14 protein-coding genes are annotated in these 22,807 nt (G+C 36.6%); 8 read left to right on the top strand and 6 right to left on the bottom strand.

The window, feature by feature from the left end; translation table 11 throughout:
• Positions 1–431 precede the first annotated feature (431 nt).
• The 4 genes from JOD18_RS13580 to JOD18_RS13565 all read right to left on the bottom strand — a co-directional run bounded on the left by JOD18_RS13580 (position 432) and on the right by JOD18_RS13565 (position 4,932).
• On the bottom strand, positions 432–1,382 hold the full coding sequence (locus JOD18_RS13580; RefSeq protein ID WP_204669586.1) for an SDR family NAD(P)-dependent oxidoreductase: 951 nt from the start codon (positions 1,380–1,382) through the stop codon (positions 432–434).
• Between the two features lie 100 nt (positions 1,383–1,482).
• Positions 1,483–2,085, bottom strand: a complete 603-nt coding sequence (locus JOD18_RS13575) for a TetR/AcrR family transcriptional regulator (RefSeq protein ID WP_204669585.1) — start codon at positions 2,083–2,085, stop codon at positions 1,483–1,485.
• A 969-nt stretch (positions 2,086–3,054) separates the two neighbouring features.
• A complete protein-coding gene (locus tag JOD18_RS13570) occupies positions 3,055–3,981 on the bottom strand; it encodes an ROK family protein (protein WP_204669584.1) in 927 nt (308 codons plus the stop codon).
• 48 nt (positions 3,982–4,029) lie between these two features.
• Positions 4,030–4,932, bottom strand: a complete 903-nt coding sequence (locus tag JOD18_RS13565) for an AraC family transcriptional regulator (RefSeq protein WP_204669583.1) — start codon at positions 4,930–4,932, stop codon at positions 4,030–4,032.
• Positions 4,933–5,220: 288 nt separating this feature from the next.
• Between JOD18_RS13565 and JOD18_RS13560 the strand changes: the two genes are divergently transcribed.
• From JOD18_RS13560 to JOD18_RS13535, 6 genes are all read left to right on the top strand, one after another.
• Positions 5,221–6,138 carry an ROK family protein gene (locus JOD18_RS13560; protein WP_204669582.1) on the top strand — a complete coding sequence of 306 codons (918 nt, stop codon included), beginning with the start codon at positions 5,221–5,223 and terminating at the stop codon, positions 6,136–6,138.
• 83 nt (positions 6,139–6,221) lie between these two features.
• On the top strand, positions 6,222–7,475 hold the full coding sequence (locus tag JOD18_RS13555; RefSeq protein ID WP_204669581.1) for an ABC transporter substrate-binding protein: 1,254 nt from the start codon (positions 6,222–6,224) through the stop codon (positions 7,473–7,475).
• 490 nt (positions 7,476–7,965) lie between these two features.
• Positions 7,966–8,868: a carbohydrate ABC transporter permease gene (locus JOD18_RS13550; protein ID WP_204669580.1), complete on the top strand. Its 903-nt coding sequence runs from the start codon at positions 7,966–7,968 to the stop codon at positions 8,866–8,868.
• Positions 8,869–8,980: 112 nt separating this feature from the next.
• Positions 8,981–9,712, top strand: coding sequence for a carbohydrate ABC transporter permease (locus tag JOD18_RS13545; protein ID WP_338029544.1), 732 nt, complete (start codon positions 8,981–8,983; stop codon positions 9,710–9,712).
• 22 nt (positions 9,713–9,734) lie between these two features.
• A complete protein-coding gene (locus tag JOD18_RS13540) occupies positions 9,735–12,224 on the top strand; it encodes a glycoside hydrolase family 38 N-terminal domain-containing protein (protein ID WP_239588119.1) in 2,490 nt (829 codons plus the stop codon).
• 581 nt (positions 12,225–12,805) lie between these two features.
• The gene (locus JOD18_RS13535) at positions 12,806–14,539 is read left to right on the top strand and encodes a class I mannose-6-phosphate isomerase (protein WP_204669578.1); all 1,734 of its coding nucleotides are present in this window, start codon (positions 12,806–12,808) and stop codon (positions 14,537–14,539) included.
• Positions 14,540–15,411: 872 nt separating this feature from the next.
• Here JOD18_RS13535 and JOD18_RS13530 read toward each other — a convergent pair.
• Both JOD18_RS13530 and JOD18_RS13525 read right to left on the bottom strand, forming a co-directional pair.
• Positions 15,412–16,959: a glycoside hydrolase family 43 protein gene (locus JOD18_RS13530; RefSeq protein WP_204669577.1), complete on the bottom strand. Its 1,548-nt coding sequence runs from the start codon at positions 16,957–16,959 to the stop codon at positions 15,412–15,414.
• A gap of 259 nt (positions 16,960–17,218) precedes the next feature.
• Entirely contained in the window at positions 17,219–17,998 is a 780-nt protein-coding gene (locus JOD18_RS13525; protein ID WP_204669576.1) for a response regulator transcription factor, read from the bottom strand.
• A 483-nt stretch (positions 17,999–18,481) separates the two neighbouring features.
• On the opposite strand from JOD18_RS13525, the gene JOD18_RS13520 reads away from it, so the two are divergent.
• The gene (locus JOD18_RS13520; RefSeq protein ID WP_204669575.1) at positions 18,482–19,846 is read left to right on the top strand and encodes an ABC transporter substrate-binding protein; all 1,365 of its coding nucleotides are present in this window, start codon (positions 18,482–18,484) and stop codon (positions 19,844–19,846) included.
• Between the two features lie 52 nt (positions 19,847–19,898).
• Complete coding sequence (locus tag JOD18_RS13515) at positions 19,899–22,802, top strand: extracellular solute-binding protein (protein ID WP_204669574.1); 2,904 nt, start codon at positions 19,899–19,901, stop codon at positions 22,800–22,802.
• The last annotated feature ends 5 nt before the right edge of the window (positions 22,803–22,807 follow it).

Here is a 22,807-nt window from a genome sequence, read left to right as displayed (position 1 = left end):
CGTTCGAGGTGAACATTTGACTAACAAATAATTAAAAAAATGGTTCTGTTTAGGGATTTTAAGCAAACAGAACCATTTCCTTCTTGAGTATTTGTTTAGGTTCTACGATCTTTGCTTGTTTTTGCAATGAATTTAATATCACTTCCAATAACGGAAATCCAAATTCATTGTGTATTTTGGTAATAATGAACTTACTTCATATTAAAAATTATTTTGTGTGCTAGAAAAGCTATTGGTTACCAATAACCTTTCTAGCACATTAACTGTTATGATGTGATTTATCACATTCTTCAAAGTAATATATAAGAAACAAAGATTTTCACATTTTTGATTGTAATTGCTCCCTGATTATTAGAACCGCCAACCATTATCACCTAGTAAAGTCTATATTCCTTACCCAGCCCCTGACACTTTACCCCCTGTTCCATTGCCTAAATATCCTTTGGCAAGCCAAGCTTTCTAGAACTCCAATTCCATAACTCAACAGCACGTTCTTTATTGTATGATTCATCAGATGAGGGGATTTGTTTCGGACCATCCCAATATGCCCCGCTATTCATAGAGTCCATCATGATAAGGTTTGCCAGATCCTTCCCTGATTGTCTGGTTGAACGAATGCCAGGATGAACGAAACGCAGCATCGGCAGAATATTATTCCATATAAATCGTTGAAAAGGTTTATAATCTCTCGTCAAAGCAGAACCTTTACCAGGCATCATGCCAGGATTAAATGCTGCTGTTGAAATCGAGCGCTTTGCCTGCTGAATTCGATATGTTAATTCATAAGTAAAATACAAGTTACATAGCTTCGTTGTTGTATAACGTAGCTGTCCTTTTGATAAATCGGATAAATTACCTAAGAACTGATCGGAAGCAGCTGGATCTGCCAGTATACTAGGGCTTGTATAACGAGGAGACGGCATTCCTGTTTTCTTGCTTGGATCATGTGTATCACTGCTTACAATTATGATACGGCCTTGTTCTTCCACTTGATTAAGAAGCAGACGTACGAGTAAGAAATGCCCAAGATGATTCACTCCAAAAGTTGCTTCAACACCATCTTCTGTTTCTTGGGTTCCTTTAGCAAACCCAGCCCCGGCATTGCAGACAATTGCATACAGCGGAGGAACATCAGCCTCTATAAATTGCTCTGCAAAATGGTTAATGGAGGTTGTAGAGGACAAGTCTAATATCATCGCAGATATATTAGGATTATTCGTGCTTTGAATCAATGCACGAACTGCTTCCTCCCCTTTTTGCTGATTACGTGAAGCTATTACGACATGCCAGTCTGCTGAGGATTTTGCTATCACTTTTGCAGTTTCAAAGCCTAGTCCTGTATTCCCTCCTGTAATGATCATGGTTCTCGCTGCCTTTTTCATATTTATCTACCTTTCCAGTCTATTTTTAATAAACTAAACGATACAACATCGTATCGTAAATGTCAATAATTATACTGTACGTAGCTGTACACCTTAAAAATCATTTTTTTAAGCCGTTAATGATTAATTCAATACCGCTTTTAAGCGAGGTATCCAAGTCTCTAGATGGCGTTTTGAACAGCAAGAGATACGTTACATAACCAATTAATAGATCGGAAGCCAAATCGATATCAACACGATCACTCAACCCCTCCTCTTGCCGGAAGTAATCAATAATACTTGATATTTCTTTGGTCTTGGGCAAGGAATGCTTCTCCCAGAATGCTTCCGATATTTGAGAACTCCCGGACAAGGTTGACACAAGCACCGAGAGCATCTGCCTGCCTAATGGGTTATCCATCTGTCCAAAAAAACTTTCCGCCAATTCATATAAAGTTTCCTGAAGCGTATCTTGATAGGATGTGTTAAGCTCAGGTTTTATTTGTTCAAGTGCATCCACTACTAATGCTTCTTTATTCGTCCATCTCCGGTAAATAGAAGTTTTCCCGACTCCTGCATATTGAGCAATCATTTCTATACTTAATTTCTCGATGCCTACTTCGGTAAGCAGGATCAAGGTTGCATCCAAAATGTTACGGTGCACTGCTTCACTTCTTGGTCGGCCGCGATTTGTGCTGGAATCTTTTTTATGATTAGAATTCATGTTAATCCGTCCTTATTTATACTGATGTAATTATGAAAATGATTATAACATAAAGTTACTTGCGAAAAAATAAAGTTTGATTGGAAAGGAAAGGGATGCTTTAGATAAGAATTACAAGAAATTGATTCAAAATCATATAACGCAGATAGATAGAAAAAGTATGTAGTAGGGAGGGGAGATAATATGGGAAATTACAACTTTGAAAATGAGGAAGCTTTCATATCCTATGTTATAGACAATATATTGACTACGAAAGAAGCAATAGCCTATCTGGATATAAAAACAACAGAGTTTTTCCAGAGCGTTAAGCAAAGGGAAATTCAAGTGTATAAAATCAGTCGGAGAAGGTAAGGGGAAAGCTCAATTATTTCTAAAAAACGACTTAGAAGCTTATAAAAAATTGCTGGAAACAGATTTGAAAAAATATAATAAATCGATAACGAAAGATGATTAATAGGTAATAATATAATATACCTAAAAAAAAAGAGCTATCATTAATGCATATTATGCACTTCGATAGCTCCTTCTTTTTTTATAGAGCAACAGTTAATCAAGTGTAATGGAGGGTATGTTTGCTAAAATTCTGCAACTCTATGATTTAATATTGTAACTTATCTTATATTATGAGGTAAATTTTTTGTGTGAATACTTTATAAAGCCATAAACGTGTGTGTCTGTATTTTGAATTTCTCCGTTTTCAGTACGGTGAGAAATAAGTTCTCTATAAATATTTTATTCCGATAGGAGTTTATCAGTCTACAACTTAACAAATTATTTCCAACTAATCTCATTAAAAAACAGAAAATTAAATTATAAAATTGTAATGGAGTATAAAAGTTACACGTGAAACAATGTTCTTAATCACATTAAATAAACCAAATTTTGTTCAAAAAACATCAAATTTAAAATCAATCGTTGATCATCTAGTAATCCCATGAGACTGTTGCACGAAACAATATAAAATATTAATTAAGCATCCTCATTATTTAACATCACATCAATCCCTTTGAAAGTGTAATAAAGTGCGTTTTTCAAGGCTACTGCTTCCGCCTTATTTTGCTGGGCAACTTGTTGCAAGGGATTTCCAAACAGGTCAAAACTTTTTGCAATTTGGCCGCCTATGACAACTTTATTTGGCTGAAAAGATTGAATATAGGGCTCTAACATTTCAGCTAAATTATTTCCAAAAATCTCAAAAGTTTTCAGGGCTGAATCGTTCTTTTCTTTTGCAAGAAGTGAGATATCTTTCACCGTATTGTAGCGATGAATATCAATTCCTTTAGACGAAGCTAATTTGAGAATTCCCCTTATCGAAAAATAATCGTCTACGATGGATGTTTTATATGGAACTTGATATAAATAACCTTCTGGCGGAATGTCTTTTCTGTTTTTTAAAATGTTCCCTTGATCTAAAAAGGTTGATCCTAATCCTGTTCCAATGGTTAAACAGATTAGTTTCTCCGCTGGCAATTCTTCATTTACACCAATTCCAAATAGACGACAGTCATTCTCAAAACGAATGTTAATCTGATCATTTACTGGAAGCTGTGCAGCGAGTAACCTCCTGCGTATTTCTTCGCGAATATTCATTTCGTATAATGTCTCAAACTTTCCTACCCCTTTAACGTAACTAATCCCATTTTGATAATCAAAAGGTCCAGGAAAGGTAAATCCAATATTTAATTGGTTAATATTTTTTTTGTTGTGATCTCTTAGATATTGATAAACAAAGTTTTCGATGATTAGTTTAAAATTGTTAAGGATGGCATCCGCATCTAGATATGAATATGTGTTGTACTTCTTTATAGTTGAAGTAAGAATCTGATGATTGTCAATGACACACCCCTTCGTAAAAGTACCACCTACATCCAAGGCAAGCATTAAACGATTTGACATAATTTATTCACCTCTCCACTGATTTTTTTCATTGTTAGAAAGTATTTTTTAATCTGATTGCAATCTTGTTCTAAATTCTCCTGGAGGGATATCCATTACTTTTTTAAAGACACTTGAAAAATAATGAACCGTATCAAATCCCACTTTTTGAGCCACTATTTTAATAGGTAGATCAGTTGTAGCAAGTAATATAGCAGCTTTATTTATTTTTTCTGAACGTACATATTGTGTAAATGTGACATCGATATGTTGCGTAAATAGTCTGGAAAGATGACGGTGAGAAACGTGAAGGTGGTCTGCTACGTCACTTAACTTTAAATGTTTATCTAGATTATCATTGATAAATAATTTGGCATTATAAATAATCGCATTAGGTTCGAGAACTTTAGAATCTTTTAGGTCAATACTTTCGAACCCCATGATTTGTTGATAGAAATTTTGAATAATAATCGTAATGAGAGTACATGCCAAAGGTTTGACAATTTCTGGAGTAAATAGGCTTTGCTGATTACTTTGAATCAGCATTTCTTGCCATAACACCCCCGTATTAAATTGATTGTTTAATAAAAAATACTCGAAATGCTCTATATCTTCTATTCGATCGAAAAACTCCATTAATTCTTTTGTCTCTATTAACGAATAAGGTTCAAAAGTAAAAAATAACATGGTCAAATCCGATTTATCTTTTAGTTGACACGCTGCATTCGGTTTTAAAAGAAATAAATCTCCGGCGATGATAGGGTATTCTTGTTTGTTGAAAATAAAAGTTCCTTCGCCGTTTAAAATATAGTACACTTCATAGTGATTACTAAGGAAATCATGTTGTAAAAAAGCCCCGCCCCCCCAATGATGAAGGTATATATTCATTTTTTCACTTGTTACATAATGGATATGTTGATTTAGATAGTGATTTCCTTGATTTATGGTTGCGTTCTCAATAAGAATGTTCATAATTAACATTCATCCTTTTGGTTTTTATTAGTCTTCCAGTGGATACATAGAATTATAGTGACAAAATGATATTTAGCATGAGTAGCTTTTGCGAATAATATGCCATTTCAAAACATAAAAACCTCACAGATGATAGGATAGCAACTTTCTAATTAATGATAATATACTATCTTTCAAAAAATATTCAATTCACTTTTGGGTAATGTGTCCGATTTTTATAAATATGAGGCCTCAAATTACAAATACAAACTTTAATCAATACTATATATTTTTAGTAAGGTGGATGACATGATGAATAATTATTTTTTAGCATTTGACGTAGGTGGACAATTTATAAAGGGAGGTGCTTTCGATCATCAAGGTGAGTTTATAGATTCTTCTTTTTCTTATTATCCAGCTAAGAGCCGAAAGAGTGCCGATGTGATTTTAGAAAATCTAACCAATATAATCTGTAATCAAATTAATAGAATCTTAGATGAAAATTATTTTATTAAAGGAATAGGGTTTGCTTTTCCCGGCCCTTTTGATTACGAAAATGGCATTTGTTATGTGAAAGACGTTGATAAATTCAATTCTATCTATGGACTTAATATTCAAATGGAAATTTGGAAGCGCTTAATGAAAAAGAGAGTATTCAATCGAATTTCCCAAGATGCGATTTTCTTTTTCCAAAATAATGTAAGCATGTTTGCCATAGGGGAATGGAAAAATCAGGGGTTGGACAGCAAAGTCAACCGAGGTCTTTTCTTAACGGTAGGAAATGGTATAGGCTCAGCTTTTTTAGAGGATGGCAGAATTATTACAGATCGATATGATGTGCCTCCTAACGGTTGGATTTATAATCTAACATTTTATGACTCGATTATCGATGATTATATTTCTCATAGAGGAATCATGAGAATTGCCAGAGAAACCGAACTACCTGAAAACATAGATGAGATTATAGAAAAATATCAGTCAGGAGATAAGAGAGCAATTGAGTTATTTAACAGGTTTGGTTGCTATTTCAGTGAAGTACTCACCATGATAAATAAAGAATTTAAAGCAGAGGTCATTGTTATTGGTGGTGAGATAGCGAAAATAGTTAAATATTACGAAAATAGTTTAGTAGAAAATTTAGAAGATAACACGCCGCCAATCATGTGGAGTAGACAAACAGAACGGTGTACGTTTAAAGGATTATTTGAATATTACAAAAGATATTAGATTGCGTTCTTTATAAAAAATAAGTAGGTGTTTAATCCATACTAACCATGAAGGTTAATGGAATAAGAAAGGGGTTTGCTAAGATGAAGAAAAATCTATTTTTGTTATTTTTAGTGATTAGTATAAGCCTTCTTTTCGTCGCATGTGGAGGAAGTAGCGGGGGTAGTGGGAGCAGTACAAATGCTGTCGATTATTACTCAGACTTAGCTGATGATGGACCAATTGTAGAGCAAATATCCGAAGAAATGGAAGAAAAAATTGATTTATCAATAAAATTTACCGGTTATTCAGATGGTCAAGCTTATCAAACGGCTGTTTCACAATCTTTAGGGAAAGCAGATTCACCGGGAATTTTTAAATGGTGGAGTGGTTATCGCTTGAATAATTTAGCAGCCACTGGTGAAATTGCCGATTTAACAGACGAATGGGAAGATTACTATGTGGATGCAGGAATTAATCCAGAATTAGCCGAGGCTTTTACAGTAGATGGAAAAGTATATGGAGCACCATTATCTGTTTTATATAATGTTGTTTTCTATAATAAGAATGTTTTTGATGAGTATAATCTGTCTCCGCCAGAAACATTTGATGATTTCTTAGAGATTGCAGAAACGTTAAAAAATGAAGGCGTTATTCCATTGGCAGTTAAAAATGATGGCTGGGCTAGCTTTGTTTGGCTGCAATTATTCCTTGGTGCTTATGATCCGGATCTGTATACAGATTTAGTAGAAGGCAACGTGTCCTATGAGGACGATCAGGTTGTAGAGGCATTAAGCGTTTGGCAATCAATGATTGAAGCAGGATACTTTGGTGAACCGGTAAAAGCTGAAAACCAGACTAGACAGTTTGCCAAAGGCGATGCTGCAATGGCGTATGAACCACCGATTTTTATTAAAGGATTAGAAGATGATTATGGCATGGAAGCAAACGAAGATTACGGCATGTTTGTCATTCCTTCCATGGATGATTCCACTAAACCAGTTATTTTTTATGAAGCGTCTCCTCTTGTTGTTTCAGAAGCAAGTTCTCAAAAAGAGGACGCAAAAAAAGTATTGAGAGAAATAGAGACAAAAGACAGTTTTGAAATATATGCAAAAGAATCCAAAGCTGCTTTTGTAGAAGGTGTTAAAACTGGAAATGAAATTAGTGATGAAATTAATGAAGTGGCGAATAGTGATGATTATATTTTGAAATTACGTTATTACGAAGCAACACCCTCGAATATTGTAGATACCGCAACAGAAAATTTATGGGAATTTTTCTACAATCCAAGTGAAAAGAGTCTTCGAAATGCATTAGCAAATATTCAGAAAGTAGCAGATGAAGAGGAATTTTAAGTCTGACTGATGAAATTCATTTAAGGTTATGTCAAACAAGGTTTGTGAATGTTGAAGGCATAAAAAACGTTATCGCACTGGACTAGCACAACAATGGTTTATATGTAAGATGTCAGCAGAAAAATGTAACCGAGTTCAATAACTCTAAATCTTTGCAATAAGAAATTGTTCAAAAAGCCAGGCGAAAATGACGCATCGAATTTCTGCGTTGGCTTGAACTTTCGACGCACACGATGTGCTAGTATCGGTGTTGCAACACGATGTTGCGAACTTAACCGATGATGGTCCTTTTTATCAGACTTTTTGAACGCACATTATAAACCATTGTTTCGTGCGGTTTTTCGTTGGGTTCTATGTTTTCCAAAGAACTCCCGTGACCTTGTATATCCAGCCGTTATAGGTGACTGGTTGAATACTTGGTAAATCTCTATGGATTCTGTATATAAAGAACTTTTGACAAAACCTTGTTTAATACGAGGGAGGCATAAAAATGGAAATTGTAAAATCGAAACCTTCATCCAAACTTTCTACGAAAAGTAAAATAGAAAAAATAACACCATATCTATATTTAGTTCCTTCTGTGATATTGGTCGTTATTTTCTGTATATATTCTGATTTCTTCTCTTTAATTGTGAGCTTTACAGAGTGGGATGGACTAAATGAGATGAAGTTCATCGGATTTCAAAATTACATTACCATGTTTCAAGATCCCAATTTTTTATTATCATCTCTGAATACATTAATTTGGGTTGTTGGTACATTGCTCATCCCAGTCACCATTGCTTTAATTTTTGCGATTGCTATCACACATGTAAAAACACAATCATTTTTCAAAACTGTATTTTATTTACCAAATGCTCTGTCCCAAACCATTGCTGGTATTATTTTAACCACCATGCTAAGCACGTATGGTATACCGCATTTACTAGAAGTTATGGGTTTTGAAAGTTTAGCTAAAGATTGGCTCACCGTGCCGTATGTAAACACATTGATTATGGTCGTTTCTAGTGGATGGCAGGGAATAGGGTTGAACTTAATCTTGTTTATCGTTGGATTGAATCAGATTCCAAAAGAACCGATTGAAGCGGCAATCATGGAAGGTGCGAAAGGAATTAGATTATATACGAGAGTGGTTCTACCTTTATTAAAACCAATTATGCTTATCGTCTTACTTATGTCTTTGGTTAATAGCTTTAAGTCTTTTGATACCATTTGGGTGATGACAAATGGAGGTCCCTTCAGAACTTCGGAAACTTTGGCAGTAACCATGTATAAAGAAGCATTTGTGCATAATCAGCTAGGCTATGGTTCGGCAATTGCAATGCTGTTATCTGTCACTGTTTTAATCATTTCATGGTTTTTATTGCGCGATACTTTTAAAGGGGAGGAGTGAGGATACATTTATGAAATCCTATACGGAGAACAGTAGAAAAACGATTACCATATTACTCTCGCTTTTTGCTTTTTTATGGTTTCTCCCATTTATATATGTAGTGATAAACAGTGTGAAAACAAGAAAAGAATATAATTTGGGAGAGTTTTGGGACTTTCCAAAAGGTGTTTCTATTTTAGAAAATTATGAATATATCAATGACCGTATCGACTTTATGATGGGATTTATGAATAGTTTGTTATACGGTGCGATCGCAACGACATTAGCCATCTTATTTGCTTCCTTAGCAGCATACGCCATTTCAGCATTAAATATAAAAGGAAAGATGTTTTGGTTCATGTTGATTTATAGCGGAACAATTTTTCCATTTCAAATGTATATCATTCCTATCTTTCGAATGTATTCGAATGTTGATTTATATGATAGCAAAATCGGACTTTTAGCAGTTTACACAGCGCTGTGTATTCCTTTTTGTTTATTCGTATTAAGAAACTATTTTTATTCCATTCCTAAAGAATTAGTGGAGTCTGCAAAAATGGATGGTGCTTCTGATTTTAAAATTTACGTAAGTATCTTTATGAAAATGGCAAAGGCACCCATAGCTGCTTGTTTCTTATTTCAATTTACATGGGTATGGAACGACCTTCTTTTTGGTTTAACTCTTTCTAAGTCAGCAGAAGCAAGACCAATTATGAGTTCCTTGTCTTTACTAAGTGGAGCATCAGGAACAAATGATGTCCCTTCTGCTTTATTAGCGGCTATTCTTGCGTCCATACCAACCTTCTTTATATTTTTAGTTTTAAATAAAAGTTTCAATTATGGTTTTCCAACTACATCTAAATAAATAAGAAAGGACAGGGATAATTATGCAAAAGAAGATGAAAATTTATGTTGTTCATCATTCCCATACAGATATAGGTTATACAGAACGTCAGGAGAAGATAGAACGGTACCATGTTGATTTTATTAAGCAAGCCATTGATATTCTAAACCTTATTCATCAAGGGAAAGCCACAGAATGGGAAGGCTTCCGATGGACATGCGAGAATACGTGGCAAGTTGAAAATTTTATGAAGTCAGCCAATGAAGCATACAAGAATGATTTTAGAAAATATATACAAAGTGGAGAAATTGATATATCTGGTAATTATTTAAATATGACAGAACTCGTTGACCAAGAAGTGTTAAATAAAAAATTAGCAGCTGGTTTAGAGCTGGCTGAGTCTTTAGGATATAAACCAACTAGTGGCATGACAGCTGATATTAATGGCTATGCCTGGGGATATGCAGAATCATTGTATCAAAATGGAGTAGAAAATTTGTTTTCATGCATCCACCCACACCATGGCCTGTTCCCGCTTAATCAAAAGCAAACTCCGTTTTATTGGGAGTCGCCAGAAGGGAATAAAGTGTTAGTCTGGGTAGGAGAACACTATCATCTAGGAAATGAGTTGGGATTAGTTCCTAATGGCGGTACAAGTTATACCATACGCGATGAGCTGTCTTGGAAAATGCAATCTGAGCCTTTTCAAGTCGCAGAGAAAAGAATCTATAGGTATGTAGAAAATTTAATCGAAGAAGATTATCCATTCCACTTTGTTCCGATTATGGCTTCAGGAGTGATTAGTGACAATGCCCCTCCAAATGCAAGGATCATAGAATTTATTGATGCATGGAATGAGAAACATCGAGCGAATATAGAGCTAGAAATGGTAACGTTAAAAGAATTCTTTGATGTTTTACGTGAAAGCAATGCGGACATTCCAACTTACAAAGGAGATTGGAATGATTGGTGGGCAGATGGTGTAGGTTCTACTCCGCTTGGGGTCAAACAATTCCGAGAAGCTCAAAGAAAATATAGATTGAGCCAAAAGTTAGACCCTCAACAAAAGATAAGTGACACTAAGAAAATAGAACAATATGTAGACAACAGTTTGCGATACGCAGAGCATACTTGGGGCTATTCTACTTCCGTTTCTGAACCTTGGGATGGTCTGGTGAATAGCTTACAGCAAAGGAAAGCAGGTTATGCGACAAAAGCGGATGAAGCGATTTCTGAAAATTTAGATGTAATCTTAGCTGAAAAAGGAGAAGTATCTCTTATTCCCGATCGTCCCAAGAAGTTTAAAGTAATCAATCCACATGCAGAGCAAGTGACAGATACAGCAAGTGTATTTATTGGCCATTGGGAGAAATTTGATGATATGCAGTTAAAAGACGAAGAACTGAATACATTCTTGGAAGTAATAGATTCGGAAACAAAGGAAGTACTTCCGCATCAAATCGTTCCAACGGCAAGCAATGGATACAATTGTGAATTTCTGATTACGCTGGAATCGAAAGAAGAGAAAAACGTTGAGATTCGTCCAAAAGAAAATCCGACTTACTATACGATTAAAAATCATGCACATATTGGCGCAGAAGGCATTCAAGATATTCAGCCAGTAGATTCAGAAAGGCGTAAATGTCATGTGTCACCGCATTATCTAGAAACGTCGTATTACAAAATTGTGCTTGATGAAACAGTGGGAATTAAAAGTATAATAGACAAAAGCGATCATACGGAACTGATTCGAAGCGATTTGAAATATGCTCCTTTTATGGGGATTTACGAGCAAACAGAAATAAAAACAAGCCCAACGGAAGAAAGAAAAGTGATGGGAAGAAATAGAAAAAATATATCGACTAAAAGATATGCAGCAAGACTTAGTGACATACAAATACTCGAAACAGGGGATGTATATTCCTTAATTGAACTTTTTTATGTATTGGAAGGAACCAAACATTATTCTGTTCAATTAAAAATTTACAATGACTTACCAAAAATCTCCGTGAAATTAAAAATTCATAAAGAAAGCTATTGGGATCCTGAAAATTTATATGCACCTCTTCCATTTACAACGGGACAAGACGAACAATTGCATGTGGAGAAAACAGGAAGCATCGTTCGTCCGGGCATTGATCAGCTTCCTTATACAAATCAGGAATTCTATTTATTACAAGATGGATTAGCATATGTTGGACAACAAAAAGGTGTCGCTATTGCATTACGAGATGTTCCTTTAATTAGTATGGGGAATCTAGAACATCATGTCATTGAATTGTCAGAGTCAGAAAATCATGAAAAGAATCAAGAACCCGTCTACACTTGGATTATGAATAATTTTTGGGAAACCAATTTTAATGTGGATTTAGCAGGTTTCTATGAGTTTTCTTATCATATTGCGACGTCCAGTCGTTACAATAATGCGGAGGAGGCTATTAATGCCTGTCGGATTTTAAATGAGGGATTAATCGCCATTAATATTAGTGATGACTCAACGAATATTCAACAAAAAGGCAAGCGTCTTCCATAAGAGGTTGTTCAAAAAGTCCAACAAAATGACGCGTCGAATTTCTGCGTTGGCTTGCTTTTCCGCTACTCACGTATTAAAGGCATACGCTCCGTTCCTTGGAAAAGAAGATCGCTTTTTCTGCGTGCAAGACCGTCTCCTTGAAAAAGAAGGTCGCTTTTTCTGCGTGCAAGATCGTTTGCTCAAAGCTGCGCCGCCTTGAACTTTCGACGTATAGGACGTACTAGTATCGGTGTTGCAACACGATGTTGCCGGACTTAACCGATGATGGTCCTTTTTATCGAACTTTTTGAACACGCACTATAAGGATTGATCTTGTATAAAAGATGAGTAAAAAACTTGGGAGGGAAATGATGTTTCTCCCAAGTTCTTTCCATCATCAAATTGTTTTATCGCAGTGTAACGGCTGTAAGACTTCCACTTCAAGAAATAAGAGAACACCTCATTTTTAAGTTGGAGATCCAACAGCCAATAACGGACCGATTGTTGAACTAACGTTCAGTGGGGGATGGAAAAACCCCCTACTGAAACGAAGCTTCACTTTATTAATTTCATTTAAAGTAATGGGAGTGTGAAAGATTCGAATGACAACATTTGATAAATATCCTACAGTAATTGTTTCCGAGCATAAAGAAGATGTATGGCAAGGGGTTAAACCTATTGTACAACAGCTGAAAATGTTGGCTTTGGAACATAATTTTATTGCTATCGAGTGTTATCCGGGAGTGGATATAAAGAAACTATATCATGATATCATTCAACCCTTGCATGCGGATGAAACGATTTGTACCGATGATCTATTTTTTAATGATGATAAAATCACGGAAATGATAAAGAGTAATGTAACGGAAGATGATGTGTTTGGTACCTTTTCTCCGCATTCACTTGAGGAATTCCTGGATGATAAGAAAGTAAAAGCTGTCAAAGCGAAAATAAGGAACAATCAGAAGAAAAATATGATTGTTTATGGTATGGGAGCAAGCCTGATTGCAGAAGAAGGTTTACTTATTTATGCGGATATAACAAGATGGGAAATCCAACAAAGACTCCACCAAGGTATGTCTAATTGGAAAACAAATAATCAAGATGAGCCCATGTCGCGAAAGATTAAACGGGCTTATTTTTTTGAATGGCCCTTAGCCGACCGTCTCAAAAAATCATTGTTACATAAAGTTGATTTTTGGATTGACGGAAACGATACAAAAAATCTTAAATTGATTTCTCAGGAACAATATGCACAAGGGTTAACGCAAGTTGTTTCACAGCCATTTCGACTCGTTCCATTTTTTGCTCCAGGAATTTGGGGAGGAGAATGGATGAGAGAGAAATTCGACTTGGATAAAGAGGCAGTGAATTTTGCATGGAGTTTCAATGGAGTTCCTGCAGAGACTAGCCTCTATTTACAATATGGTGATTGCACTATTGAAATTCCAGCCAATAATGTGGTCTTTTATTATCCGACAGAATTATTAGGAAATAAAGTGTACGGACGCTTCGGCAGGGAGTTTCCGATCCGGTTTAATTTTTTAGACACTGTACAAGGTCAGAACCTCAGTTTACAAGTTCATCCAACTACAGAGTATATCCAAGAGGAATTTGGGGCGCATTATACACAAGATGAAAGTTACTATATCTTACACGCAGAGGAAGAGGCAGTTGTTTATTTAGGAGTGAAAGAAAATATAGATAAAGAAGAGATGATTAATGATTTAAAAGAGGCAGAGATAGGAAATAAACAGTTTGACGATGAGAAATTTATTCACCGTATGAGCATAAAAAAGCATGATCATTATTCGATTCCCGGAGGTACTATCCACTCGCAAGGAAAAAACTCTGTCGTGCTTGAGATCAGTTCAACACCAAATATCTATACATTTAAACTGTGGGACTGGGGAAGAGTCGATTTAGATGGAAAACCAAGACCGATACATTTACACCATGGTTTAAGTTCTCTCCAATGGACAAGAGATGAAAATTGGGTGAAAGAACATTTGTGCTCTCCTAATGAATTAATAGCTGAAGGAGAGGGATGGTATGAAGAGAAAACAGGCTTACATGAGTTAGAATTTATTGAAACGAGGCGACACTGGTTTTCAACCATTGTTTATCATGAAACACATGATAGTGTCAATGTGTTTAATTTGGTTGAAGGGGAAGAAGCTATTGTGGAAAGTATTAATGGTGAATTCGAGCCTTTTATTGTTCATTATGCCGAGACTTTTATTATACCTGAGCATATAAAGAAATATTCGATAAGACCCCATGGCCCTTCAGAGGGCAAAACAATTGCTACGATTAAAGCGTTTGTTAGGGTATAAAGGTTAAAAATAATCGTGAATCGGAAGGGTATCATTTGTGTTTTGAACCTTGGCATAATCGAGTTCAGACCCGTTCAGGTTTGAAGATGGCGGTAAAATGTTTCTATATGTTGTGGAATTGGAGCGGCCACTTATCTTAGAGCCAGACACTGCTTATCATGTAAAGATTCTTATCGAAAAGATTCCGTGATGGTTATGTATATCAATGGGGAAACAGCTTTTAGCACGCGATTATTTAATTATAAGGGAAGAAAGTTTGGATTCTTTGTTTCAGATGGTGCAGCAGCATTTAGTGCGATACGTTTATTGACAGAGTAGTCAAAAATAGTGTTTAGGAAGGGTATAATGAAGCAGATATCCTTCTCTAAACACTTTTTTACTTCCGAGAATTATTTAATGAAATAGCTGTTCCCTTGTTATGTTTATATACTCCATAATAGTTTCTATAAGCCCACTCGTAAGTATTAAACAGCCCCAACCCAGTTAATGAAACCAGATTACCATTCACTATCTCAGCCGCAAAGAAAATTTTTTAGAAATGCTGGAATGAAGCAAGTGAATGGATTCATACATGCTCCTCAAAAGTTACACGTGAAACAATTTGAGAGACAAGAGCGAAATCAGCCTATCGTGCTTATCTGTGAACACATATTTTTACCGTGGTGCGAGGGAGGGGAGACAGCACTTGGTTTAAGAAAGCAGGTTTTTGTCAGTATACTCCAACCAGTTCTCCATATACGAGGTCTTAACCCTCCGCAAGGAGAAATGATTCCATCACGAGGGGATCATACCAGATAAAATTCTCTTCGCTTTTATTGTTAGCTGAAGAGATCTTAATCCATCACCCATATTATTAAATCGTAGTCATCCGCTTATAGGCCCGTATATTCAAACCAGTCAAAATGGGCTTTGTTTTTACTGATTTCTCCATTAGAACTGGCATATAGTCCTATCTCTGTTCCTACAAATCCTCCTGCTGCCTCGGTGCTTAGAATTCTTCCGTCAACATTTTCTATTAGTGCCGAATAAGCAGAAGAGCTTGTTCCATAATAAAAGCAATAATCCTGTCCATATGCCTCTATTTTTAGATATAGGACATCTGTATCGATAGGAGCTTCCTGAATTATTTCTTCTTTCCCGGCAGTACATTTAATAAGGCGGATTACTTTTTCTAGCTTATTACTGGTATAGACAAACCGGTAATGATATTGATTACTTTGAAGCAATACGATTCCGGCAGCTTCGTTATCTGATAACGCTGAAAATTCCATATGTGCTGAAGCATTGAAGTTGATATGCTGTTGACGCCTTCCGACAAAACTTGGTGTATCAAGGTCTGTCAGTTTTTGTGGTCTTAATTTTAAAGTCAGGTAACCGGGCCGTTCCGATAAACTATAAAATTCTTCTTGAGGTGTGCGTAAAAAATTCCAATTAAAGTTCAGCTTGTCATCATCAAAGTGATCACATGAGGCCTCTGTAAGCTGTTTCGTTTTAGGAAGATTTGGCATTGAATAAGTCATCTCTAACTTGCCTGTTCCCGGGCTGAAAATGGGCCAATCATCTTCCCATTTGATCGGTACAAGAAATGTTTCCCTTCCAAGATTACGGTAGTAGCCGCCATATGTTCTGGAGGCGAGGCCAACTGCCCACCATTCATCATTTTGTGTTTTTACCATATCACAGTGACCTACATTGACTATTGGATATTCTTTTCCTAAATGACGATGGGTTAGAACAGGATTAGCTGGATTCCCGACATATGGCCCTTTAATATGCTCGCTTCTTGCGATAGAACAAGCATGATGATGCCCAGTGCCGCCTTCAGAGATCAATAAATAATAATAGCCGTCTTTCTTATACAAATGTGGTCCTTCTGGCCAAATGGCATCTCTTAATGCCCCTCGCCATAAACTAACTTCTTCACCAACTAATTGTTTGGAATCTAAATCCAGCTCTTGAAGCCATACCTCCCAATTCCCGCTATATTTTTCTCCCTCGGGGGCTGGTCTGGTGCCATGATAATAGACTTTGCCATCCTCATCAAAAAAAAGTGACGGATCAATGCCGGGTGCTTGTAAATAATAAGGGTCTGACCAAGGACCAGCGGGGTCCGTGGCCGTTACGAAGAAATTACCTCCATTTGCTATATTGGTTGTTATCATGTAAAAAACCCCATTACTATAACGAATCGTTGGTGCAAATATACCTTGTGACTGTTCTTGACCATCTAACGGCAGCTGTGCCGGCCGGTCTAACACATGTCCAATTTGTTTCCACTGTACTAAGTCTTTACTATGAAAAATAGGCACACCAGGATAGTAAGCGAAAGTGGATGTCACTAAATAATAATCTTGTTCTACTCTGCATATAGATGGATCGGGATAAAAGCCTGGTAAAATTGGATTTTGAAATGTCTTCATTTGTAAAACTCCTTTATTTATCATATTTGCACTAATACTTGTTCAGGCTAGCTGCATTTTATCTGAAAAATGGTTAACGTCAGTTCAATTCGCAGCGTCATTTCTTTGGAACTTTTTGAACACTCTCTTTAAGTCTCATCATGCTGTGTTCATGCAGCTAAAGCTATAGCAGTATCAAGCTAAGGAAGTAAAAGTTAATGAGAGAGCAGGTAGAGCTGCTATGAAAATAATGCATTCTATCAAATAGTTTAATCTTAGTTTAGACAACTAATGAACTAAGTGACGAAGAAGAAGTATTTTTTCTAAAAACGGAAGCGGTTACACCGGTGTGCGCTTTAAATTTTTTATAAAACCAGTCTAAGTCGGAAAAACCGACTTCTGCAGCAACTTGATATATTTTTAGATCCGTATGGGACAGTAAATACTTAGCCTTTTCCATGCGACGAATCAGGACATATTCAGGGAATGTCATATTCTCATAGGTTTTAAATTTTTGTCCTAAATAACAACAATTGTAATGGAGTTCGTCAGATATCTCTTTTAAGGTTATATGTCTGTTTAGAGAAGCCTCTACTTGCCTTTTCACTTCATCTATAATATCAGCTATATTTCTTTTGGGGGAGGTTTTGAGTGAATGACTTGGTTTAAGGTTAAAGTTTATTTTTTCCTTCTGCAGTATTTGCTTTAAAGACACCAAAGTTTTGGTGAATTCGACCAAGGTAATAGGGGCAGGTAAATAATCGATCACTTGAAGACGAATGCTTTCTCTAACAAACTGAAAATCTTTGCTTCCTCCAATCAGAAGAATAGGGATGCTACTTATGTTACGAATACTTTTACATACGTCTAATCCATGTACTTGCGAACCTTTTAAATTGATTAATATCATGTCATAATGCCTTTGTTTGCAAACAGATAATAATGCTGAAAAGGAATTTTCGAAAGTTTGCAAGGTAAAACCATGATGTTTCCAGTTAATTTTGTTGGCAAATGCCTCTCTCGATCTCTTGTCAAAATCGATTAGTAATACGTTGTACATAAAAACATCCTCCTTTATTTAACTTTTAATCTTGAGAGCACATACACAAAAAAAAGAGTATGTGCTCTTATTATAAGAAAATATAGGCGCAAAAGAATGTGCTTTTCTTTGTATTTCTCACATCTGTTGCTTATCTTCGGAAATCTCTAAAAGGAAGTGTCTGCTTTGAAAAGAAAGCCTATCCATTACCAATCCGAATCAGCCGCTCCATAAATATTTCCGAATCCTATGTTCTGCATATCCACAGGTTAAGGCCGCGGCTATGTTACTTGGCTGACAGGGAAGGATTAAGAGATTTGAAAAGCCATTACATTTTTTTGAGCCGTGTTCGAAGCAGTGTATGGTTGAGGCTGTTAGTCTGGCAATTTTAAAAATGGAATGTAACCGGTTAAAAACCTAAAGATTGGCAGGTTGTTGCCTAATTTACGAAATGCCATAATTAATGATGAAATAATTAAACAAAGATTATGGGAGGGAATTAGTATGAGAAATTGGTCTTTTATTTTTTTGTTACTGCTATTTCTTGTTTTAGCTGCCTGTAATGGTGAGGAAGCAGCTAATGAAACGGACGGTGTTGAGAATACGGACAGCAGTGAGACGTCAGGTGATGAGCAGGAAGAATCTGAAGAAGATGATGGAGTTATTCGGACACCAGAGATGGATTTTGATTTAGGCGGACGTACGATCAAGATTGTATCTTGGTGGGATATGACACCAGCAGAAGATAACCCTGATAGTATTGCTGTAAAGCAAAATCTGGATGAATTAAAAGAAAAGCATAATTTTGATGTCGAATATATTGCAATTGATTATGGAGAATATCAAGAACGTGTCACAGCTTCCTTGTTAGCCGGAGAACCGATTGGTGATATTGTTCGGTTAGGCAAAACATATACCGTTCCAACTTTAGTCCAGCAGGATCTTCTATGGCCGATAGATGAATACACAAAAAATGAAAACGCATTCAATCAAGTGGTAACGAATGAATTATACACCCATGAAGGACGCGGATATGGGTTTACAGAAGCACAAGGAAATTTAGTTCAAGGTATCTTTTATAACCGTACATTAATGAATGAGCTGGGTATCAAGCCTTTACAGGATTATGTGGATGAAGATAATTGGAGTTGGGATACATTCAAAGAGGTTATTCGATCAGCTAATTTAGATCGTAATAATGACGGTGATATGGATACATGGGGACTTGCAAATGGATCGGTGTTAGAACGGGCATTAGCTGCTAATAATACTTCCTTAACAGTAGATGATCAACAGAATTTAGATGACCCAGCAACATTGGAGGCGCTTAATTTTACTTCGGAGATTGCAACTGAGCAATTAAGCAGACCGACAGAAGGAGGAGATTGGACAGAACCTTCTCAATTCTTTAGACAAGGAAATACCTTAATGTATGCAGGAGCATTTCATGAATTCAATGGGTTTCAAAATGATATGCCTGAATATGACTTAGGTTTTGTTCCTTTTCCAAAAGGTCCAAATGCGGAAGAGTATTATTCTTATGAAGGTCTTTTCCAAGCGTTAACGATACCGAAAAGTGTGGATAATCCAGAACAGCTGCTTTATATTTGGGAAAAAATGCATGATATCGATTCTATTTATGATTATCCGGATCAAGCTGCTTACGAGTCATCTTTTACAAATGAAGAGGATATTGCTAATGCCAGAACGGTGGCAGAGAACATGCTTGTATTGGATCATTTCACCTTTCCAAGTTTTGAATATTATGAGTTTGAAGCAGAGATTCTGGAAGGTACATCTGTCTCAACTGTAGTTGAAACATACAAGAACCAATTACAATCAGCTATTGATGAAGTGTATGGGCAATAATCTGACGTACTAACAGATTCATTATTTAATTTGAGCTGAAGGAGGGGAAAATGTGTCCATCTTGAAAAAGAAGTATGTACGTTTCATTCTTATGTTGACGATACTTTTTTCTTCCATCATCTATCTATTCTATCCGGCTGCCACTGACCATCAATCAGTTTATCCAACAATGGCTGAGTTTGAAGCTGTGACAAACGAAGAGACAGAAGAAGGATATGAACATTATTTGAATAGTTTCTCTCATGCTGCAAAGCCAGATGAGGTGATTCGAATTCAAGCAGAAGATTTTTTGGAAGTAAAAGGTGATGGCTTTGAAGTGGTAGAGCAATTTAACGGACTAGAGGGAAAATCTTTGTATACACCTGAAGAAGGATCTGTAAGTTGGGAGGTTAAAGTGGAGCAGCCCGGTTTATACAATATCAAGGTGCATTATTTTCCAATGGAAGGTAAAAGTTCAGCAATTGAAAGAGAGCTGAGAATTAATGATGACATTCCATTCGATGGGGCGGAATTTATCTTGTTTGATCGTGTTTGGGATAATGAAAATGACGAGATCCAAAGAGATGACCGTGATAATGAATTAAGACCCCGTCAAGTGGAAAGTCCAATGTGGGTGGAAACAACCGTCAGAGATGGTGAAGGTTATTATAATGAACCTTATTTTTTTCACTTTGAGGAAGGAACCCAACAAATAACGTTTACTTCTAAACGCGAGCCGATGATGATTGATTATATTGAGCTGCATCAGCAAGCTGGGGTGTCTAGTTATCAGGAAATGAAAGAAACATATGAAGAAAACAACCTTCAGCCAACGAGTGGACAATATATAACCATTCAAGGAGAGCATGCCGATCGAAAATCCTCTCCTACTTTATTCCCGTTAACTGACCGCTCAAGTCCAACCTTACAACCCTATCATGTGTCTAAATTAAGAGTAAATACGATAGGAGGGGTAAATTGGAAACAGCCAGGGCAATGGCTGGAATGGGATTTTGAAGTGGAGGAAGAAGGTTTGTACCAAATTTCGCTAAAACGAAAGCAAGATCAGCTGCGAGGTATATATTCGACACGAAGTTTAACGATTAATGGCGAGCAGCCATTTCAGGAAATGAATAATCTTCGTTTTAATTATAATTTAGATTGGCAAATAGATACTTTAGGTGAAGAAGAACCATATCTCTTCCATTTAAAAGAAGGGACCAATACGATTCGTTTAAGCGTCTCACTGGGAGATGCTGCCCCGCTGTTAAGAACGATCGAATCAAGTGTGCTTGAATTAAATGAAATGTATCGAAAAATTTTAATGATCACCTCGAATACACCTGACCCGCTGCGAGACTATCAATTGGAACGCCGTATTCCCGATTTAATAGAAGTCTTTACCGAACAAGCGGAAACAATCAGAGATGTGGCGGAATATCTGGAGGAATCAACTGGGGAAAAAAGTGATAAAGTAGCTGTACTTCATTCTACTGTGCAGCAATTGGAGCTGATGATTGAGGCTCCTCATACGATTGCTCGAAGATTGGACAATTTTAAAATGAATGTTGGCGGATTAGGTACATGGATTCAAACCGTGCGTGAACAGCCATTAACACTTGATTATTTAATTGTTTCTTCACCTGATCAAGAATTACCAAGAGCAGAAGCAACACTGTTTGAAAGGGCAAAGCATGAAGCAGGAGCTTTCTTTGCTTCTTATACAGAGGATTATGACAGTATTGGAAATACCGAGGATGAGGGCGCTGTGACTGTTTGGATAACAACAGGGCGTGATCAAGCTCAAATTTTAAAAAGATTGATTGAAGATACCTTTACCCAAGAGACAAATATTGGTGTCAATTTGCGGCTTGTACCTCCTAATATATTGTTACCCGCTACATTATCGAACGAAGGTCCAGATGTTGCCTTGCAGATTGGTGAAGATGTCCCTGTTAATTATGCCATGAGGAGTGCGTCAGCCGATTTAACGGTTTTTGATGATTATGAAGAGGTAGCAGAACGCTTCAGAGAAAGTGCGATTGTGCCTTATCAATATGATGGCGGTGTCTATGCTTTGCCTGAAACGCAAATGTTTCCTGTTATGTTTTACCGGAAAGATATTTTGGAAGAATTAAATCTAACACCCCCAGAGACTTGGGAGGATGTGTATAGTATGATTTCCGTTTTGCAGCGGAATAATTTGGAGTTTTTTTTGCCGATCGATGATCCGATGGCAGAAGGGGACCCTGTGTTAGTTCCCAATGCAGCCTTTGCGATGCTGCTTTATCAAAATGAGGGAGAATTTTATCGTGATAATGATAAAGCCAGTGCATTAGATTCAGAGATTTCGATTGATGCTTTTAATCAATGGACGCAGTTTTACACCAACTATAAGTTCCCCTTAATGGCGGACTTCCCTAATCGTTTTAGAGTAGGGGAAATGCCGATTGGAATTGCGGATTATGCTACGTATAATATGCTGTCGGTTTTAGCGCCTGAGATCAGAGGGCTTTGGGAATTTACTGTTGTACCAGGTACGGAAATGCCAGACGGTACTATAAAGCATGATGTATCGAGCTTCACTACTGCTGCGATGCTGCTTGAAAATTCTAATAATAAAGACGATGCGTGGGAATTTCTGAAATGGTGGACAGAAACGGAGACCCAAATCTTGTTTGGACGAGAGATGGAAAGCTTACTAGGTGAAGCAGCTCGTTATCCAACAGCGAATATGGAAGCATTAGAGGAGCTGCCATGGCCTGTAGCGGATTATCAAAAGTTAGATACGCAATGGGAATGGGTACAAGGCATTCCGCAAATACCGGGCGGATATTTCACAGGAAGACATTTAGATAATGCCTTTAGAAGAGTAGTTAACGCTAATGAGAATCCCCGTGAAGCATTGTCAGATTACATTCGCTATATTAATGATGAAATAGAAGTGAAACGAAGGGAGTTTGATTTACCCTATTAATCTAA

Origin of the sequence: Gracilibacillus alcaliphilus, assembly GCF_016909015.1 — a bacterium.
GTDB lineage: Bacteria > Bacillota > Bacilli > Bacillales > Amphibacillaceae > Gracilibacillus > Gracilibacillus alcaliphilus.
This window is presented reverse-complemented; position numbering and strand designations above follow the sequence as displayed.

What these genes read in the sequence shown, in the direction of transcription:
- JOD18_RS13580 (WP_204669586.1), bottom strand. Translation starts at nt 1,382, where the DNA reads ATGAAAAAGGCAGCGAGAACCATGATCATTACAGGAGGGAATACAGGA.
- JOD18_RS13575 (WP_204669585.1), bottom strand. Translation starts at nt 2,085, where the DNA reads ATGAATTCTAATCATAAAAAAGATTCCAGCACAAATCGCGGCCGACCA.
- JOD18_RS13570 (WP_204669584.1), bottom strand. Translation starts at nt 3,981, where the DNA reads ATGTCAAATCGTTTAATGCTTGCCTTGGATGTAGGTGGTACTTTTACG.
- JOD18_RS13565 (WP_204669583.1), bottom strand. Translation starts at nt 4,932, where the DNA reads ATGAACATTCTTATTGAGAACGCAACCATAAATCAAGGAAATCACTAT.
- JOD18_RS13560 (WP_204669582.1), top strand. Translation starts at nt 5,221, where the DNA reads ATGATGAATAATTATTTTTTAGCATTTGACGTAGGTGGACAATTTATA.
- JOD18_RS13555 (WP_204669581.1), top strand. Translation starts at nt 6,222, where the DNA reads ATGAAGAAAAATCTATTTTTGTTATTTTTAGTGATTAGTATAAGCCTT.
- JOD18_RS13550 (WP_204669580.1), top strand. Translation starts at nt 7,966, where the DNA reads ATGGAAATTGTAAAATCGAAACCTTCATCCAAACTTTCTACGAAAAGT.
- JOD18_RS13540 (WP_239588119.1), top strand. Translation starts at nt 9,735, where the DNA reads ATGCAAAAGAAGATGAAAATTTATGTTGTTCATCATTCCCATACAGAT.
- JOD18_RS13535 (WP_204669578.1), top strand. Translation starts at nt 12,806, where the DNA reads ATGACAACATTTGATAAATATCCTACAGTAATTGTTTCCGAGCATAAA.
- JOD18_RS13530 (WP_204669577.1), bottom strand. Translation starts at nt 16,959, where the DNA reads ATGAAGACATTTCAAAATCCAATTTTACCAGGCTTTTATCCCGATCCA.
- JOD18_RS13525 (WP_204669576.1), bottom strand. Translation starts at nt 17,998, where the DNA reads ATGTACAACGTATTACTAATCGATTTTGACAAGAGATCGAGAGAGGCA.
- JOD18_RS13520 (WP_204669575.1), top strand. Translation starts at nt 18,482, where the DNA reads ATGAGAAATTGGTCTTTTATTTTTTTGTTACTGCTATTTCTTGTTTTA.